The organism is Teredinibacter haidensis (assembly GCF_014211975.1).
Classification (GTDB): Bacteria; Pseudomonadota; Gammaproteobacteria; order Pseudomonadales; family Cellvibrionaceae; genus Teredinibacter; species Teredinibacter haidensis.
The window spans coordinates 3,434,429-3,452,842 of the sequence record NZ_CP060084.1; the positions used below are offsets into that span (position 1 = coordinate 3,434,429).

Below are 18,414 nucleotides of genomic sequence, written 5' to 3' on the forward strand. Positions count from 1 at the left end.
AAAAATCGAATAATGTGTTAATAAATCTCTTTAATAACGAAATACTCAGCATGATAATTTCATCCTTTTTAAAATTCGTAACGGACTTTAACGCTGTAGCGGGTACCGGGCTCATAGGTTAAATATGGAGCCCCCCCCGTATTTTCGTACTCATACCTTTTTTCGTAATTGAGAAGATTGTCTACAGTAACCAAAACATTAAACTCGCTTTGAAAACGTTTGCTGTAAACCAGTTTTAAATCATTGTATGGTTCACTATAAACATTAGAAACATTATTACCCGTGGCCGGGGTTACCACACTCAGCTCTCTACCTTTACGGTTAAATACCAACGTTATCTGCTGATCGGTGGGTATATGGTCGTATCCCAACTGCAGGTTAACAATATAATCCGGCTGCCCCTGTAGTGGGCGGTTAAGGTCATACTCGTTGTAGTCAGGCGGCAAAGTCACTTCCGATTCAATATCAGTATAATTAAGCTGTGCGAAGAGTTCGTGAGTGGTGTACAGGGTAAAGTCCTGACGAGCATCCAGCTCCCAGCCGGTAACTTTTCCAGAATCGACATTAGCAAAGGTATAATAGCTGTAGTCGTCCCCTTTGCGATCAAAACGGTTTTCTATCGCATTCGTCATATCCTTATTAAATACTGCCAAGGTGACAGACTCATTTTCAGCCGGATACCATTCCAACCGTATATCGTAGTTTTTAATTTGTGCGGGTTTTAACTCTGGGTTCCCTTTATAGCTCTCCATGGTTTCAATATTGCGATATATACGCGGCAGTATTTCAAAGGTTTCCGGCCAGCTTACCGTTTCGGAGTAGGCGGTGCGCAATTGCAAGGCATCTGAAAATAAATAAGTTAAACCCACCGAAGGCAGGCTGAAGGATTCATCCAATAAGCCATAAAGTGGCTCCGGTTGCAGATAATACTGATCGGCAGCTATTGAGAAACTTTCACGGCGAACACCCAATGTCGCTCGCAGATTTTCCCAGAACTCAATTTCCGTTGAGAAATAACTAGCATCATACTCCTGCTCTACCTTGTAATGATCTCCCTTATCGATACCGACTTCCCAATCCGGGTTAAGGCCACCGGTGCTACTAACCAAGCCCTCCTCATATATACTCCCTACAATAATTTCATCAACGAAAATCAGTTTCGGATCATTTTGTTGTGTATATTCATCATAAACATCACTGCGACTTGTACCCCCATATTTATAACTGTAGCGATAGCCATCGGTATCATAGCCGTATCGATATAAACCCGTTTTCAGAGTGATCGGCGAAAAATTCCAGGCTGTAATAGGCAACGAAATATCTAACCGCCCTCCGGTATTTTCACCTTCCATTTTTTCCCAGCGTGAGTACTGTTCATCACCAAATCGGGCCTCGTAATTCCCTGCCCCCATACGAAACCACGTATAACGTTTGGCATCTGGTCTTTCATACTCAGTGTTGGCGGTCATAACCTGCCAGTCTAGCGAGAGCCCCCCTAACAGACTTGTCGGTAAATTAACTAGATGACTCCCCCACAACTGATGGCTAAACAACTGCTCTTCAATCCAGTCAATATCCTGGCGTTTCGCAGACTCCGTACTGGTATCATAGGGAAACTGTTCAGGATCCCAATTGCCCTCAGCCATTTTTTCTTGGGTATAGCCTGTAGGTGACGTGGTCATTTCTGCGGAATTGGTAGTATGACGTAACAACAAATTATTCAGGCCAAACTGGTGGTTATCATTAATTTTCCACTCAAAATTAAGCATGCCACTTATATCGATTATATTATTGGTATCGTAGGTTACTGAGGCGTCAACCAACCCAATTTTTTTCGCTGAACTCCCATCCTCATTTTTAACTTGTTTCCCATATTCATCTAAGACTGGAACCATACCAAAATCGTAATTGATTTTGCGGTCATTCTGCCATTTATTGCTGTAACGAAAAGAACCGACAAACCCCAGAAGCTGGTTTGCCGGTTGCCAGCTTTTACCACCACTTAAAGACAGAGAAGCATCGCCCTGTGCATCGCCAATATAAATACCGTAGTGATTAAACGATTCGCCCAAACGCTCTCTATCAATTCCGGGTGTTTCAACATCAGTGTTAATATATTGGCCTTTGACCTCTTGAACATATTCAGGCATATCGCGAAATCCATCGTCTATACCCAACCAATCGTTATCACCACCTTCCACCATCATCGCGTCACGTTCATGCATATCCCCATACCCGAAAGACATGGACATATTGAGAAACGCTTCTTCTGATGCTTGCTTTGAACGCATATCGATATGCGCAGCAGTTGCGCTACCAGGTATATCGGCAGAGGCATTTTTTTGCACGGACAGGCTTTGCATTACCGTCGTGGGGAAAATATCCATTGGCAGGTCACGGCGTGCTGGGTCGGTGCTGGGTAATACCGCGCCGTTAAAATGTACCGATTGATAACGACTCTTCATTCCCCGCACAATCGCAAAGCGGTTGTTCTCCAGGCTCACACCGACCACTCTTTTTAAGGCCGAACTTAAGGTGCTATCATCGAAACGCTTAACTTCGTCGAAATTAATCGCATCTAATACCGAGGTTGTCGCCAGCCGCTCAATATCTATTGGGCTTTTGTATCTCGCCCGCCCGAGCACCTGCACCTCCTCAATACTATTCGGGTAACCCCCTTCGGCCCCAGATGGCAGTAGGATGTCCATTTCTACTACCAGTTTTGCTGCCACATTCACCGGGGTAACCACACGTTGCTTATAGTCTGGATGAGTAATCTCTAATTGATGTGTGCCAGCAGGCAATTCCAACAAGTATTCGCCGTTGCGATTGGTGCGCGTAGACATCTGGGTTTCTCTCACAGAAACAAGCGCACCTGCAATAACGGTATTACTCTCACCCGTTACAATCCCCGATATTTTTCCGTTTACCACAACCGCTGTATCTACGCTTATTTTTTGCACTTTTCCGTCATCACTTCTGGTGACAGAAACACCTTCCAAGGGGACATAATGAATCGATTTTACATAATCGTTTTTACCTCTATCCTTAGCAAGGTAAATAAATGCCGCTTCACTTTCTTTTACAGAAAAACGATATGCCACTGTATCCCCCCCAGAGAACACACGCAGTGTGTGGCGGCCACCGGTAATACCAGCAAACCACAGCCTTCCGCGACCATCACTACGGCCAATGTCCTGGCCATCCAGAACCACGTCAATTTTTTGCGCTGGTTTACCGTCAATTACCAAATCCAGCTTTAACGCAGCGGCATAACCCTGGCTTACCGTCAACAGAGCGATACTGGCCGCCAGTATTTTTTTGTAAAAAACCCCCATAAAAAACTCCTAATCAATAAAGTTAGCTAACGAATTTCTCGTACACAGTCGCGGAATCCCTATGTTTTAATAGATGTTTTTTGGCACGACAGTTATCGACGCACAACACAAATCCGCACTACCGACATCTCGGTAGTGCGGTAATAAATTTGTCAAAATTGAGCCTTTCTATGTACAAAAACGCAAATGAACTTCTTATAAAGACGCGAAAAAAAATATTTTGCGACATTAACTTTTTGTGACGGACCAGTTTTATCTGTTCATCGGCATTAAATCTTTACAAAAGTGATTCTCGAGCAACGAGATAGTTGGGAGCGTCTGATTGAGCACCGGTTACAAGCGAGAACAATATCAACACCGAATAATGTGCCTGGCATCGGAATGAGGCCCGCACAAATTTGCGGAGCGAGACTGTTTCTCGTTCTTTCGCAGAAAATTTTAGATATGAAAAGACTGTAGGGGATTTGTTCAGGCGGAAATGTCAACCATTATTCACGTAACGTTAACGTAATAAAAATTTCGTGGTAAAGGTGGTAAAGACAGAAAAGTTAAAGACAAACCCCTAGCGCTTTCGATGTGGGCTGCACATTAGGATGGAGTATTAAAGGCCGCCAATTCGTTGATGAATTGGCGGTGCTGTAGGGAAGCATTAATGCGCTTTTTGATATCTCTCTCTGGAGGGGGGGGGGTAGCGAATTCAAAACTGCATTTTAGGGTGCGAGAAAAAACCGGGGGTTTATTGACGCATTGGTAGGAGGTTTTTAGAGCTCCCCTACACTTCCCCCAAAAAACCACCCGACTGCCGCGCCCAAAGCTGAGCGTATAAGCCCTGCTTTTCTAACAGCTCCCGGTGAGAACCCTGCTCGACAATACGCCCCTCCTCCAACACAATAAGACGATCCAATGCCGCGATTGTCGAAAGCCGGTGAGCGATGGCAATAACGGTTTTTCCTTGCATTAATGTGTAGAGATTTTCCTGAATGGCCGCTTCAACTTCTGAATCCAAGGCCGAGGTGGCTTCATCCATAATCAAAATAGGAGCGTCTTTTAGCAGTACGCGCGCAATAGCGATACGCTGGCGCTGACCGCCCGACAGTTTAATACCGCGTTCACCCACGTGGGCGTCGTAGCCACTGCGCCCTTTGGGGTCAGTCAACTCCGCAATAAACTCCTCGGCTTTTGCCTGCTCCGCCGCATGAATCATTGACGCCTCACTGGCATCAGGTCGGCCATAGACCAGATTATCCCGCACCGATCGGTGTAACAGGGAGGTATCCTGAGTAACGACTCCAATTTTTTCACGTAAACTTTCCTGTGTAACTTTAGCAACATTCTGTTCATCAACAAAAATATTACCTGCTTCCACGTCGAAAAAACGCAGCAACAAATTCACCAGTGTCGATTTACCTGCACCCGAACGACCAACAAATCCGATTTTCTCGCCCGGTTTAATATCCAACGAAAAGTTTTCAATTACACCACGACCTTTCCCGTAGTGGAAAGACACATCCTTAAAACTGATGCGTCCGCGACTCACCTGTAGCGGCTGCGCCTGCTCTTCATCCATAACTTCCTGTGGCTGCGCCACGGTATTCATGCCATCGCGCGCCGTACCGATACTTTCAAACAAGCTGTATATCTCCCACATAATCCACTGGGACATACCGTGCATACGCAGCACCAGAGCAATAGCTGCGGCAATCGTTCCAGCGCTTGTTTCTCCCTTTGTCCACAACCAAATCGATAGCGAAGCAACGGAGAAAATGGCGAAGACATTTAACACCCACAGCGACATCCCCAACGACGTCGCCAACCGCATTTGCGGATAGACCGTCGTTAAAAACTGCCCCATCCCTTCGCGGGCATAGTCGGCTTCCCTTCGTGAATGAGAAAACAATTTTACGGTGGAAATATTGGTATAGGTATCCACAATACGGCCCGTCATTTCCGAGCGCGCATTTGCTTGGTTCGAAGAGATGCTTTCCAGCTTGGGCAGGAAATATCTCATAATAGCCATATACAGAAATAGCCATACAACAAAAGGGCTCGCCAGACGAAGATCCAACGCTGCAACCAGCACAATGACACTGCCAAAATAGACAGCCACATAAACGACCACATCCAGAAGCTTCATCACGGTTTCGCGAACGGCTAAAGCGGTTTGCATAACTTTGGTTGCCACTCGGCCAGCAAATTCATTTTGGTAAAAGGCATAGCTCTGCCCCAATAAATACCGATGAGCCATCCAGCGAATAGTCATAGGGTAATTGCCCAGAAGGGTCTGATGCATTACCGTGGAGTGAATAAAAACGGTTATAGGTAATACGACCAATAGCACGAGCGCCATCAGCAACATCGCCCCACCTTTCTCCTGCAATAGGGTCTCTGGCGTATATAGTGAAAACCAATCCACCAACTCGCCCATAAAACCAACCAGCAAGACTTCAAGCACCGCAGTTAGCGCCGCAGTCACCGCCAAAATAATCAGGTAGACTTCACAGCCACGGGTGTAATGCAGTAAAAATGCAAACAAAGTATTAGGTGGCTGCAGAGGCTCTTGAGCAGGAAACGGTTTAATCAACTTTTCAAAAAATTTGTACATGTAATTCTCGATTGCATAGCTTGGGTTAAACGTAGTGAAACCCAACAACACTATTTAGGGTGCTCCGAAGCAACTAAGCTAGGTCGACCAGCTTTGGCGGGGACAAAAACCGGACTCGACTTGATCCGGTATAACATTATTACGCTGCTATAATAGCGCGGCACCATTCATTACCCGGTAACTCAATGATCTCTACACTTCATATTTCTGTGTCCGGCCAAGGCCTGCACAGCTTTACGCCGAAAGTTACTGCGCTAGTCACCAAAGCTCAGCTGCGCGAAGGCCTTTGTACACTGTTTGTACAGCATACATCTGCCAGCCTGCTGATCCAGGAGAACTACGACCCATCCGCCCAGCATGATCTAGAACGATGGTTAAATCGCCTGGTGCCCGAACGGGACCCACTCTATACACACACGCTGGAAGGAGATGACGATATGCCCGCGCATATAAAATCAGCTCTTACCGCCACCAGTATTTCCATTCCCATAGTTGATAGGCAGTTGGCACTGGGTAGCTGGCAAGGTATTTATTTGTGGGAACATCGCCGTATGGCGGGTTCCCGCAAAGTGATTGTGCATATAGGCGAATAGCATGGCCATATTTCGACGTCGATCCACAAGAGCGCAACGCAAAAGCAAGATGTGTATAGCCGGGCTAGATATAGCCGTTACCCGCAAGACAATGAAGTATTTGCGCTTGAAGATCAGCCCACCGGATGGCGCAGTGAGTATTTCGGTTCCCCATGCTACCAGCAATGCCAATATCGAAGCCATGGTGCGTGAGCGGCTTGTATGGATTAAAGAGCAACGGCAGAATATCCGCTCGCGCCCTTCGGTACCAGAGCCCCAGATCACAACCGGAGAATGTTATTCCCTTTGGGGGCAAACGTACTCGCTTGAAATAAAGCTAAGTGCAAGTAGAATCCCGGCGCAACATATAGAGAACAAAATCGTTTTATACTGTCGGGCGGACGATAACCTTGAACAAAGACGCCTGATACTAGAATCTTTCTATCGCCAGCAACTTCAACAAGTATTACCCGAGCTGGCGGAAAACTGGCAAGTCCAAGTAAAAAAAAGGGCTCAGTTCTGGGGGATTAAAAAAATGAAAACCCGCTGGGGAAGCTGTAACACCCAGCGGGCCAGAATCTGGATAAATCTGGAACTCGCCAAGTACCCTCGTGAATGCCTGGAGTATGTGGTGGTACACGAACTGGTGCACTTATACGAAGCCAATCACAGCCACCGGTTTTACGCACTGCTGGATAAGTTTATGCCAGGCTGGGAGAAATGGCACAGGCACTTGAAACACGGAGAACTGTGACAAGTAGCCAATAGCACAAAGGGTGTTCATGCTATAAAGTAGATTATTTACATGCCATTGAGGATTCACAATGTCCACGGCCAAGACCACTGCACATGATGCGCGCTTTAACTTGTTGCTAACGGGAGAAATTCTCGACGGCTACGATACCGCGCAGGTGCAATCCTGGCTTGCCCAAACGCTTAAAGTCCCCTATTCCACAGCTGGCACCCTATTGATCGGCACCAGTAAGTGCCTTAAAAAACAACTGTCTAAAATAGATGCCACCAAATACCGTCATCTATTCGAATCCCATGGCGTTGGCATTCGGCTACAGCAAATTCAATCGCCCGTTAAAAAAGCCATTAATGATCAGCCACCCATCGCCCCGGCAAAGGATCAAACCGCGCCGCTATCCACTTCGTTTCTTCGCGTGCCTGTCAGCTCACAGCCATCGGTGGCATTGCAGTTTTCTGCAATTCTCAGCTCGCTGTTAGCGTTGCTTACCACCTCACTGGGCTATATGCTCGCCTGCTTTCTTCTTTTATGGTTCACCACCAACCGTATTCTTGCCCTTATTCTCGACAGTGATTCAAGTACTACCGCGATCATTGTTTTTCACATTATTCCCGCTCTTGTGGCCACGGCCTGCCTATTAATGCTTTTACGGATTGTGTTCGCACGAGCAACAGCGCCTCCCGGGAAATGCCTAATCGACAACAACGAACAGGCTAAGCTACTCCAGTTTATCCGTGAGATATACGAACTATTGGGCGCTGAGCCGCCAACACAGATTTATCTTAACCACGATGTTCGGTGCAGCAGCACATACTCCTGCGATTTGGCACACCCACTATCTGGCCACAGAGAACTCACTATCGGCGTTCCATTATTCACGGCATTAAACAGCCGTCAGCTCGCCGGTCTTATTGCACACGAAGCGGCTCGTTTAAAACATCCCGCCAAGGCATTGATCCAGAGCGCGCATCACTGGCTGTATCAACAACTGCTTTCAGTGAGCGAACACACAGACAACTGGTCACAATTGGCAGAAACCAAAGCACACGGCGCCGAAAGTAGAATCCAGCATTTATCGGCTTACCTGATGATACAGGCGCTGCATGCGAGTTCAGTGATATTGCGGCCTTTTTCCCTGCTGTATAAAATCAGCGGTCGTTACGCCACACAGCTACAAACGTTAGTTGCCGACCATTACGCCACTTCACTTATCGGTTCCCGTGAATTGGCGGAGACTTTCACCCAGATACATGTGACAAACCACTGTTTTCACCAAGCCTACGAAAAGGTGTTTGGCAGCCTTGGCGTTGTACACCTTGTCGATAACTTGCCAGCACTCACCAAACACTTCGTAACAAATATTGATCAAAAAGCACTGAAGCTGCTTGCCGATGAAGTAAATCAAGGGCGAACACGAAAACAGCATGATTACCCTACCGATAGGACGCGAATTATTGCTGCGGAAGATCTAGACCTAAGCGGTACCGAATCCCAAAACCTACCGGCATCGGATTTATTGGAAAAGAGCCACGCGCTATTCCGGCAGGCGACCCGGGTTTACTACCAGAATCAAGACCTCACCTTTAGCACGGCGGATTTAGTCGACGTTAAAAAACTCTCCTCTCTTGCACAAAAGGATCAGTTGCGTGACCAGCTCAGCACGCATTACTTTAACCAGTGGTTTAATAGCCACAGCTACTGGCGCATCCCACCCCCAGAGCAGATTAAAAATTTAAACAAGGCCGAACGCATTGCACTGCTAAATGAAAACATTGCCCGTATTCGTCACGCCACCCCTGATTACCTGCAACTAATCGAAAGTGAAGAATCGAAAGAGGAGGAGTTTGTCCATTTTTCTGCCGCCAACGAAATTCGTAAAGCCGGTTACCGCTTTACCCCAGAAGAACTGAAACTGCTACCGCAACAGATAGAACATTTTCAGACTCACTACAATAAAGTGAAATTCAATTATCAATCCCGGCAAAAACGTATGCAGCGATTTTTTGAGCTGATGGGCACCCGACTTTTTCTCGGCATCGCCCTTCATCCACAAGCGGTACAACGACAACGGGGCGTTAGCCTTTTACAAATGCTGGTTAGCCTGCACAACCATCATCAGCGACTGCACTCGCTGCGCATTCGAGTTGGCTCACTACCCATTTTGATCGCACGTATCTCCGGGAAAAAAGAAACGGCATTATTGAAAAAAGTTAACCGTGTCACGCGAGATATTGGTGATTTTTGCGCATCGGCTCTGGCCACCTTTGACAACCATCACTGGGGGTTTCAGGATGATTTCACTACATTGGCCCAGTTTGTTCAGGCACATGTAAAACAGGAGTTTGATCACGAAAATGCACAACCGCTAGAATCAATCGATTATTACTGCGAAATTACCCATGGAATGAATGAGGCCAATCGAATGATAAACAATCAACTGGCACTCATTGCAAGAGATGCAGAACAAGCAAACAATATAACGCCCGTTAGGCTGACGAGCTAAAGTACTGAGTTACACAGCCTGGCCGCGAATAAAATCCCGGTATAGCGGGCACCACTGCTGAGCGGCCTCTACGCTGTTTAGAATATCTATATTCCAGCACAGATCGTCAGCGAGAAACTTGTACCAGGCTACCAGGGCATTCCCCGTTGGATCGGGGTTTACCAGCGAAGCCATTTTGGCGTAGGGACATATTTTACTGATAGGCCTCAAGCAGGCGACTAAGGCTTTAATTTCTTGCGGTGTTGCCTCCATTTTGGTCACACACGACCAATCCGATAAAATGAAACGCACCCGATCAAAGCGAATATCGCCACTTTTATGCAAGGCACCATTAATCAGCTCCTGGCCTGTCACCATTCCGGTATAACTGGTAACCAGTAGCTGGCTGCTGTAAAGCCAATAATCAGTAATCAGTAATCACATAAATCTCGATTGAAAAAGCTCTATTGAATTTAGTCTCTCCAGAGCGTTGCTTCAAGCTGGTAGCTAACTCAAATGCGGCTTATGCTATTTCAATTAAACCGTAAGGATTTTTATGCGCGGACAAAAAACCGATGTTGCTTTCGCCGACGTTAACTGGAAGGCTTTGCATACTCTTATTCCCTACCTGCTGGAATACCCCGGGAGGATCGCGTTAGCCCTACTGTGCCTCATCGGTGCAAAGGTCGCCTCGGTAGGCCTGCCATTTGTACTGAAACATATTGTGGATCACCTCGATACCAGTAGTGCTGCGGCCGAATTGGCTACCGTACCCCTGGCGCTATTGGTGGCCTACGGTTTGGTACGCTTCGCCAATGTCCTGTTTGGCGAGCTGCGCGACACCCTGTTCGGGCGTATTACCGAACGAGCCATGCGCCGTGTGGGGCTAAAAGTTTTCCGCCACTTACATTCCCTCGACCTCGATTTTCACCTTAATCGTCGTACCGGTGGCTTGTCGCGCGATATAGAGCGGGGCATACACGGCATTAGCTTTCTGATGCGCTTTATGGTGTTTAATATTGTTCCAACCCTGCTGGAAATTGCCCTCGTGGCAGGGTTGTTACTGATTAACTATCACGCAGGTTTTGCCTTAATCATACTGGCGGCGGTTGTCTCCTACGTTGGCTGGTCGGTATTCGCCACCGAGTGGCGTACACGCTTTATTCGTATGGCCAACACGGCAGAGTCGGCAACTAGTACACGGGCGGTCGACAGCCTAATCAACTACGAAACCGTGAAATATTTCACCAATGAAGAGTACGAGGCCCAGCAGTACGATCTCGACCTTGCCGATTGGGAGCGAGCCAAGCGCAAAAACCGTCTAACACTGTTTGCACTCAATGGCGGACAGGCCTTTATTATCGCAGCTTCCATGGCCTCCGCGATGATTCTTGCTGCCTACGATGTCGCTCAGCAGCGCATGACGCTCGGTGATTTTGTATTGATCAACGCCTTTATGATGCAGATTTTCATGCCACTGAATATGCTCGGTTTTGTCTACCGTGAAATGAAAGGTTCCATGGCCAACATCGAAAAAATGTTCACTCTTTTGGATCGACAACCGGGCGTAAAAGACTGTAAAGATGCCCCCGAAATATGCGTGTTACGGGGTGAAATTGAATTCTGTAATGTACACTTCCACTACCAGCCAGAACGCCCCATCCTGCGCGGCGTAAGCTTTAAAATCGGCGTTCATGAAAAGGTCGCAATCGTCGGTGCCAGCGGTGCCGGTAAATCCACCATTCTGAAACTGCTATTTCGCTTCTACGACACCACTAGTGGTGACATTTTGATAGATGACCAGAATATCAGCCACTATAGCCAGGCCTCTCTGCGCCACGCCGTTGGAGTGGTGCCACAGGACACCATTCTATTTAACACCAGCATTCAGGAAAATATTCGCTACGGCCGTATTGACGCCAGCGATGAAGACGTTGCGCAGGCCATTCGCCTAGCACACTTGGATGAGTTTATAGGCGCCCTACCCAAAGGTGCTCAAACCCTGGTAGGCGAACGCGGCCTGAAACTCTCTGGAGGTGAAAAACAACGCGTCGCCATTGCCCGAACCATTCTCAAACAACCACCGATACTCGTTTTTGACGAAGCGACCTCGTCGCTGGACAGCAAATCGGAAAAAAGTATTTTGCTGGCTCTGGAAGAGATCGCCCAGCACCAAACAAGTCTCGCGATTGCCCACCGCTTATCAACAATTGTGAATGCGGACAAAATTCTGGTGCTCGATAAGGGTACAATTATTGAGCAGGGAACCCACACGCAGCTGCTCGCTTTGGGTGGTAAATACGCACAGTTATGGCAGCTACAATTACAAACCGAATAAAAACGCTCTTACATAAGACTTTACTGATAACTATTTCGCACGGAAGCTGCATACATGCAAAAGACCAAAACGCTCTACCTTGTTCGCCACGCCAAATCTTTATGGAGCGATCCACCGCTTAGCGACAGAGAAAGGCCGCTGAACAAACGCGGGGAGCGCAACGCTCCCTTGATGGCGAAACGCTTAGCGGAGCATATTCAACAAGCGGACGGTCAATTTCCGCTGCCGCAAAAAATCGTCTCCAGCCCCGCCCGGCGGGCACTGGCAACAGCACGTATTTTCGCCGCGCAACTCAACCTACCCGAGACACAAGTCTATATGGAGGAGTGCCTTTACTTTAAGGGACTGTGCTCAATACTGGATAGAATTATAAAAGAGGATGACGACAGCGAAGCGATTATGCTGGTGGGCCACAACCCCGATATTACAGAACTGCACAATCATCTGAGTGGTATACAGGTCGAAAAAATGCCCACTTGCGCCATTACCACGCTGCACTTTCAATGCGAACACTGGCGCCAGCTGACACAAGGCAGTGGTAGCCTGGTGGACTTCGACTACCCTAAAAAAATCTCGAGCCAACCGCCAAACTCGTGTAGCGAGCCAGCTATCAAATACCTCTAGACGACAGCGTAAAAATGTCAACCTGACCCCATTTTGCGAGCACTAAACCTGAGAGGTTGCTCACTGTCGGGATCTTACTCCGTCGACGCCCCAGGCAGACAATGCATACACCAATTAACGCACAACCATCAAAACTTAAGACGTTTTCGTTATTTTAAAGATAAAACCCCAAATTTATCGGATAGATGGAAGAGACGCCAACTTTCTAAAATTATATACTTTCAGCCTAGAGACTAGTGGTTACAAAGAATGAACAACAAGCGATCATACTTTGACAATCACGCCAATCATGTGAACCAGTCCTGCTTATTAGATAATATTTTCATAATTGAAAACTATTAATTAGCAAAAAAACATATAAAAAATATCGTTAAAAAAACAGTCAGGCGTAATTTCATTGTATGGACGCGCGAGGAAAAACAGGGAATCATTAAAAGCTAAGTCAGAAAAACGGTATCAGAGCGCCAAATACCAGGTATGTTTTGTGCGGGATAAACAGGTTTTCACAATCTTTTTTTTAAAGGATCCGAAAATGCTGACGAATCTCGTTACCAACAACCCAAAAAGCGGCCAGAACAGCGGCTTTAGCTTGATCGAGCTACTAATTGCTTTAGCAATTGCCGCCATCATTACCAGTATCGCCCTCCCCTCTTATACAAACTTTGTCGAACGCAGCAAAATGCGGACGGCCCAGGCAGACTTGGTCGCTTTAACCGTCAATATTGAAAATGAATACCAACGCACACTGGTTTATCCCTCTATTGCCGATAGCGTCGACCTGTCGAGTCGTTACACCGGCTGGAACCCGACATCCGATGACTTCGACTATTCTGCTGTCTCGGCAGCCACCGGTTACACCATTACCGCCACCGGGAAAAACTCCCTCGCAGGCTGCACCCTCACCGTCAACGCCAATAACGCCCGCACGGCCACAGGCTGCCCCCAAAGCTCCGGGGACTGGATATGAAGCAAGGGGGCCTATCACTGATTGAACTACTCGTTGTTATCGCCCTCTTTGGACTCTTCTCCGTTGCAGGTATGTCATTTACCGATGGCTGGGTAGACAGTAACCGAGTCATGGCCGGCGAAAATATGATGGTCCAGGCCTACGGCATCGCCAAGGCCACCGCGCTGCGTAACGAACACGGTAAAACCGGTGATAACGCCGCCGCCGCGCTCTGTATAGCCAATAACGTGATAAGCGTAAGGGAAGCAACGACGGCTGCCGCAGCCAGCTGTAGCACGACGCTCGCATGGTCTGCCACTGTCAACGCACGGCTGTCGATTACGGCCGACAATACCGCCGTTACCTGCGCCTGCCTTAACAATCAGGGTCTGCTGACGACCACCGGTTGTAATAGCTGCCTCGCCACTAACGCTATCGTACTGAGCTCCGGAGCGACAAATGTCCAAACCTCCTTACTGTAAATCAGCGCGCCTCCGTCGAGGCCAGCAAGGTGACATGCTGGTGGAATCGCTGATAGGCGTTGTGCTCTTCTCCATTGCCGGTATGGGTATTTCCCACATTGCCTCCAAAGTAGCCGTAAGCCAGCGCGACGCCAAAGTCCAGCACCAGGTGATCAATGAATTGCGCAGCAGGGTGATTAATCGCTCAAACACCACAGACCTTTGCGATGGCAGCACAATAGAAACTCAAAACTTTACCACCGCTGTGGGTGTATCTGGTTGCTCAACCACAACCGCAATCGTGGACGGCCATACGATCACCGATGTGAGCACACCCGTCATTCTCTCCGCAACTATTGAAGGTATCGGCAATATCTCGGTTGGCGCCTCACCAGCGATAACACCAACTGACAACCAGGGCCAAAACTGATGCACACGCTCTCTCGTATCCACAGTCAGCGAGGCGTATCCATTATTGGTTTGATGATTGGCTCACTGATATCCATGCTTTGTATTCTTACCTGTATGACGATGCACAAGAGCCTGATGCAGATTACCGTCGGCTCAAAGACCGATGCGATATTAGACAGCCAGATCGCCAGCAGCCTGATGCAAATTCAGCACAATCTACACAACGCTGGATTAGGCATGGAGGTGACAACGGCCAACGATGTAGTTGCCGAGGTGGATGGTTCCGATGTCGGCCTCTATTGGCGCTATCGCAATGGCGGGGCTTTTTTCTGCCGCGGCGTACTCGAGCAGAACTATACCGATACCGCATCTAACACCACCGGTAGGAAAATAGTGCAAGTACAAGCCACCACTGACTGCAATGCCAACAGCACACTCACCGATCTGGAATGGACACCAACCAACACGCTGGCCCAGTTTCGCAACCAGAGCCATCAGCTATTCAGCTTTAACGTTATCCAGGCCTCATGCACACCTTACGGCTTGAGCGCAGCCATTACCGACCGCCTGCAGGTCAACGTAACGACAACCTCCAGCGCACAGCTAGCAGGCGCCAATGTCTCGGCGATCCAATATCAGTATTGTCTGCCGAATGCCTACACCACCGCTATCAATCCCAATGCCATTAGCAGCTAAATAGGTAATATGAGACCGCGGAAATTTCTTATGAAAAAAAATATAAAGGTAAAACGTTCTCCCCAACAACAGCAAGGTGTCGCCACCATTTTGGTGATCCTACTAATCACTTTGGCGATGACCGTCAGTGCTATTGGCGTGGTTTACTCCCTGCGTGGCAACCAAGAGCTACAAATGGCAGCTCATGCCAATACGCGAGCCCAGGCCAGTGCCTGGACAGGCGTGGAAATCTTCCGCAATTATTTATTTCAACTGTCCAATGATATAACCGCACTCGGCACCCTCGCGGGAACCCTGCCCATTACGGTCGAAACCATGGCCAACACGACTCTTTCGGCAGAAATTGTGGATATCACCGCGCCCGCGACCCAGAATGCCGACGACATCTACTTAATAACAGTGAACATTCGCGCGGAGGATGCCGCAGCCCAATCATCGTCGGTCGTCCAAGTGGTTTATCAGGTTTCTCCCTTTCTCTGTGGCGGGAACGGTGAACTGACATCGACACTGGATTTCCACCGGGATCTCTCCCTCGGGGGCGACATCTCCATCCTCAGCGATAACAATACTGCCTCTACCTTCTATGTGGATGGCGCAGTTAACCTCAGCAACGTTTCCGCCAATGGCGTTAGTGCCCTCTATGCAACCGGCGACATTAATATTGGCAGCTCGGCCTACGTACCAGAAGTACACTCCAACGGCAACATAAGACTCTACGGCGGTTCCTCGGTGGGAATAGTAAAAGCTGTAGGCAGCGTGACCACCGAAGGTGGAGCCTCGATCACCGGCTCTGCCTATGCCAACGATGAAATAATTCTCGGCGGCTCGTCGGTAGGGAAAATATACTCACGCAGCTATGTCAACAGAACCGGCTGGGCAGCAACGGGAGACATCAACGCCGGCGACTATGTCACCATCAACGGAGGCCCTATCAGCAATATCGCCGCCGTCGGCAACGTCACAATCAACGCCTCCACCAACGTTGGCGAAATTGTGAGTGAGGGCGATATCCAATGCCCCTACAACAGCTGGAACTCTTTTATATCTCTCCACGCGGGAGGAGCGCTAAACAACTGTTCTACCGGTGACGGAGTGGACTCACAAGCCTCGGAAAGCGTTTCTGTAACGACCATTGACGAACTGCAGCCCTTCACCATGGAACCCGTCATGGTTGATGCTTGGGCACTGAAAAGCCAAGCCAACTATACTTTTGAAATAGATGACGGCAAGATGCGTGTCACCGTCCAAAATATCAACAGTGTCGTCAATGGCGTCTATTACATAGGAAAAAAATCCGGGACCAATAGGGATTTTCTCTGTGAAGAAGTCGATGGCAACAGTAACTGTACCGCACCGACAGCCCCCACACTGACCATCTGCAACGGCCACAGCGCAAACAACGCCTGCTTTAGCTACGATTCCGATACCAGTACCTGGGGCATTGATGGCAAGAATATGGCTCCTGGCGTCGCCTGGTTTGAGGGCAACCTATTGCTGGGCAACGGCCAGTATTACAACACTTTTATTGCGACAGAAAATATTTCCACCAGCAGCGCCCATAAAACCTACGCGGTAAACTACATCGGCTACGAAGCTGTTTGCACCAACAGCTTCCCCTCAAATACCAGCGCCGACTTTGCCGGCCTCTACCCAACAAACTATTGCGACCTGAACGAGGGTACCCTCATCACCAATGCGGTAGGGAATTTAAGCCTGCTCGCCGGTGGCTATGACCCCAGCGATGAAACAACCTATGTTGGCGGCAATATTTCCCTGGGTGCGTCCACAGAGATCTTCGGCACCGTGATGTCCGGTGACTACCTCTATACCGGCGGCTCGACTACAGTACATGGGTTTATTACCGCATCCGGCCTGGGCTCATCAGGGGAAGCGACCGGTAACACTCTAGGGGGCTCGACTACTGTCGATTTGCAGAGCTTGCCCGTAAGCTACGAACCCGCCACCATCCCCAATATGGCAGCCGGTAGCTGTGACAACGCTAATACAGCCGTTTCCTGGCCGCTGTGGAGCCAATACCTCTAGAAACGCGGGCGGTGTAGGTGCACCGCCCACAAAGCTCTCCAGCACTCACTAACCAGTTTCATTTTCTCCATTTATACCTTTCCCAGCACAGAGCCGTTTGTTGATCGAGTAGGCTTTTGTCCAACATTAATCCCTGATAAGATCGACCCACTCTTAGGGTTGGCGTGTCATTTCGCGCCAACATGTTTATGAAGTCACTATCAAAAAGTAAATAATTATGGCTGCTCTCATGTTTTACCAAGAGCCAGTTGCTCTGGAAAAGAAAAAACACGTCGATATTAAACTCTCTCGCCAAAAAGATTACGCCTTCGCCAGCAACGTTAACTCCGTGCCCCTCAGCGGCATCGAGTTCTTCCAGGCAAGCCGTGATTTCCCTGTGTTGTTCATAAAGAACAACAAGGACGAATACCTGGCTATGGCCATTCTTTCGTTGAAATCAGAAAGCCACGATCTGGGCGACACTTGGGAAGGGGCCTATGTGCCCGCGTTTATACGCCGCTACCCCTTCGCGCTGACACCTGAAAAAGTGGTCATGATCGATAACAAAGCTCCCCACTTCGCAGGCGAAGAGGGCGAAGCCCTGTTCGAAGCCGAAGATAAGCCCACCGAAACGCTGAAGCAGATCATTGGCTTTCTGGAAGCCGTGGATAACAACTTCCATCGCACAGAAGAGTTCGCTAAGGCTGTCGCAGAAAAAGAGCTGTTCGAACCATACAATGCCACCGTGAAATTCCCGGAAGGCCAGATCCGCTTAAACGACCTGTACTGCATTAATGAGAAAAAACTGCACGAAAGCTTAAACCAGGAAGAGTTACAAGAGTGGTTTAAAAAGGGTTGGATCGCCTGGTGTCACGCACATCTACACTCCCTCGGTTCCGTTGGCGAATTAGTCAAACGTCAACGCAAAGCCGCAGAAGAGGCTGCTCCAGCCGCTAGCGAATAACTTTAACGCTTGCCGACATCCAAAAGGCCCGGTAATCACACCGGGCTTTTTTAATCCCCTCCACCACCCGCCCATTAAAACGCCTCTTTATCATTCGGCTACCTAACCCTCAAGCCTTGCTGGAAATCACTAGAAAACAGACAAATATGGCTTGGTGCGCCAAAGTAAGTAAACTAGCACTGGAATCATGGTTTTTTACTTTAAGCG

14 protein-coding genes are annotated in these 18,414 nt (G+C 48.4%); 11 read left to right on the forward strand and 3 right to left on the reverse strand.

All coding sequences use genetic code 11. From position 1 onward, the window contains the following. Positions 1-68: 68 nt before the first annotated feature. The gene (locus H5715_RS13715; protein WP_075188239.1) at positions 69-3,338 is read right to left on the reverse strand and encodes a TonB-dependent receptor; all 3,270 of its coding nucleotides are present in this window, start codon (positions 3,336-3,338) and stop codon (positions 69-71) included. Positions 3,339-4,110: 772 nt separating this feature from the next. Continuing rightward, entirely contained in the window at positions 4,111-5,940 is a 1,830-nt protein-coding gene (locus tag H5715_RS13720) for an ABC transporter ATP-binding protein (RefSeq protein WP_075188240.1), read from the reverse strand. 185 nt (positions 5,941-6,125) lie between these two features. Here H5715_RS13720 and H5715_RS13725 point away from each other — a divergent pair, with 185 nt between their 5' ends. The 3 genes from H5715_RS13725 to H5715_RS13735 all read left to right on the forward strand — a co-directional run bounded on the left by H5715_RS13725 (position 6,126) and on the right by H5715_RS13735 (position 9,766). Next, positions 6,126-6,533: a secondary thiamine-phosphate synthase enzyme YjbQ gene (locus tag H5715_RS13725; RefSeq protein WP_075188241.1), complete on the forward strand. Its 408-nt coding sequence runs from the start codon at positions 6,126-6,128 to the stop codon at positions 6,531-6,533. Between the two features lies 1 nt (position 6,534). Next, on the forward strand, positions 6,535-7,266 hold the full coding sequence (locus H5715_RS13730) for a M48 family metallopeptidase (protein WP_083608279.1): 732 nt from the start codon (positions 6,535-6,537) through the stop codon (positions 7,264-7,266). 70 nt (positions 7,267-7,336) lie between these two features. Further along, a complete protein-coding gene (locus H5715_RS13735; protein ID WP_075188242.1) occupies positions 7,337-9,766 on the forward strand; it encodes a M48 family metalloprotease in 2,430 nt (809 codons plus the stop codon). 9 nt (positions 9,767-9,775) lie between these two features. On the opposite strand, the gene H5715_RS13740 is transcribed toward H5715_RS13735, so the two are convergent. Continuing rightward, positions 9,776-10,123, reverse strand: coding sequence for a hypothetical protein (locus tag H5715_RS13740; protein WP_246434546.1), 348 nt, complete (start codon positions 10,121-10,123; stop codon positions 9,776-9,778). Positions 10,124-10,301: 178 nt separating this feature from the next. On the opposite strand from H5715_RS13740, the gene H5715_RS13745 reads away from it, so the two are divergent. The 8 genes from H5715_RS13745 (at position 10,302) to H5715_RS13780 (ending at position 18,207) form a co-directional block, all read left to right on the forward strand. After that, a complete protein-coding gene (locus tag H5715_RS13745; protein ID WP_075188244.1) occupies positions 10,302-12,083 on the forward strand; it encodes an ABCB family ABC transporter ATP-binding protein/permease in 1,782 nt (593 codons plus the stop codon). Between the two features lie 54 nt (positions 12,084-12,137). Next, a complete protein-coding gene (locus tag H5715_RS13750; RefSeq protein ID WP_075188245.1) occupies positions 12,138-12,707 on the forward strand; it encodes a SixA phosphatase family protein in 570 nt (189 codons plus the stop codon). 532 nt (positions 12,708-13,239) lie between these two features. Beyond that, positions 13,240-13,674, forward strand: coding sequence for a type IV pilin protein (locus H5715_RS13755; RefSeq protein ID WP_075188246.1), 435 nt, complete (start codon positions 13,240-13,242; stop codon positions 13,672-13,674). Then, complete coding sequence (locus H5715_RS13760) at positions 13,671-14,135, forward strand: pilus assembly FimT family protein (protein ID WP_075188247.1); 465 nt, start codon at positions 13,671-13,673, stop codon at positions 14,133-14,135. Before H5715_RS13755 ends, H5715_RS13760 begins: the two co-directional genes overlap by 4 nt. Next, on the forward strand, positions 14,113-14,544 hold the full coding sequence (locus H5715_RS13765) for a type IV pilus modification PilV family protein (protein ID WP_075188248.1): 432 nt from the start codon (positions 14,113-14,115) through the stop codon (positions 14,542-14,544). The genes H5715_RS13760 and H5715_RS13765 overlap by 23 nt, the downstream gene beginning before the upstream one ends. Beyond that, positions 14,544-15,221, forward strand: a complete 678-nt coding sequence (locus H5715_RS13770) for a hypothetical protein (protein WP_075188249.1) — start codon at positions 14,544-14,546, stop codon at positions 15,219-15,221. The genes H5715_RS13765 and H5715_RS13770 overlap by 1 nt, the downstream gene beginning before the upstream one ends. 30 nt (positions 15,222-15,251) lie before the next feature. Next, entirely contained in the window at positions 15,252-17,264 is a 2,013-nt protein-coding gene (locus H5715_RS13775; RefSeq protein WP_246434547.1) for a hypothetical protein, read from the forward strand. A 217-nt stretch (positions 17,265-17,481) separates the two neighbouring features. Then, positions 17,482-18,207, forward strand: a complete 726-nt coding sequence (locus H5715_RS13780) for a SapC family protein (protein WP_246434549.1) — start codon at positions 17,482-17,484, stop codon at positions 18,205-18,207. Positions 18,208-18,414 lie beyond the last annotated feature (207 nt).

Bases quoted from the DNA above. Each gene is read 5' to 3' on its own strand.
- H5715_RS13720 (WP_075188240.1), bottom strand. From the start codon at position 5,940: ATGTACAAATTTTTTGAAAAGTTGATTAAACCGTTTCCTGCTCAAGAG.
- H5715_RS13735 (WP_075188242.1), top strand. From the start codon at position 7,337: ATGTCCACGGCCAAGACCACTGCACATGATGCGCGCTTTAACTTGTTG.
- H5715_RS13715 (WP_075188239.1), bottom strand. From the start codon at position 3,338: ATGGGGGTTTTTTACAAAAAAATACTGGCGGCCAGTATCGCTCTGTTG.
- H5715_RS13760 (WP_075188247.1), top strand. From the start codon at position 13,671: ATGAAGCAAGGGGGCCTATCACTGATTGAACTACTCGTTGTTATCGCC.
- H5715_RS13775 (WP_246434547.1), top strand. From the start codon at position 15,252: ATGAAAAAAAATATAAAGGTAAAACGTTCTCCCCAACAACAGCAAGGT.
- H5715_RS13780 (WP_246434549.1), top strand. From the start codon at position 17,482: ATGGCTGCTCTCATGTTTTACCAAGAGCCAGTTGCTCTGGAAAAGAAA.
- H5715_RS13765 (WP_075188248.1), top strand. From the start codon at position 14,113: ATGTCCAAACCTCCTTACTGTAAATCAGCGCGCCTCCGTCGAGGCCAG.
- H5715_RS13745 (WP_075188244.1), top strand. From the start codon at position 10,302: ATGCGCGGACAAAAAACCGATGTTGCTTTCGCCGACGTTAACTGGAAG.
- H5715_RS13740 (WP_246434546.1), bottom strand. From the start codon at position 10,123: ATGGTGACAGGCCAGGAGCTGATTAATGGTGCCTTGCATAAAAGTGGC.
- H5715_RS13730 (WP_083608279.1), top strand. From the start codon at position 6,535: ATGGCCATATTTCGACGTCGATCCACAAGAGCGCAACGCAAAAGCAAG.
- H5715_RS13750 (WP_075188245.1), top strand. From the start codon at position 12,138: ATGCAAAAGACCAAAACGCTCTACCTTGTTCGCCACGCCAAATCTTTA.
- H5715_RS13770 (WP_075188249.1), top strand. From the start codon at position 14,544: ATGCACACGCTCTCTCGTATCCACAGTCAGCGAGGCGTATCCATTATT.
- H5715_RS13725 (WP_075188241.1), top strand. From the start codon at position 6,126: ATGATCTCTACACTTCATATTTCTGTGTCCGGCCAAGGCCTGCACAGC.
- H5715_RS13755 (WP_075188246.1), top strand. From the start codon at position 13,240: ATGCTGACGAATCTCGTTACCAACAACCCAAAAAGCGGCCAGAACAGC.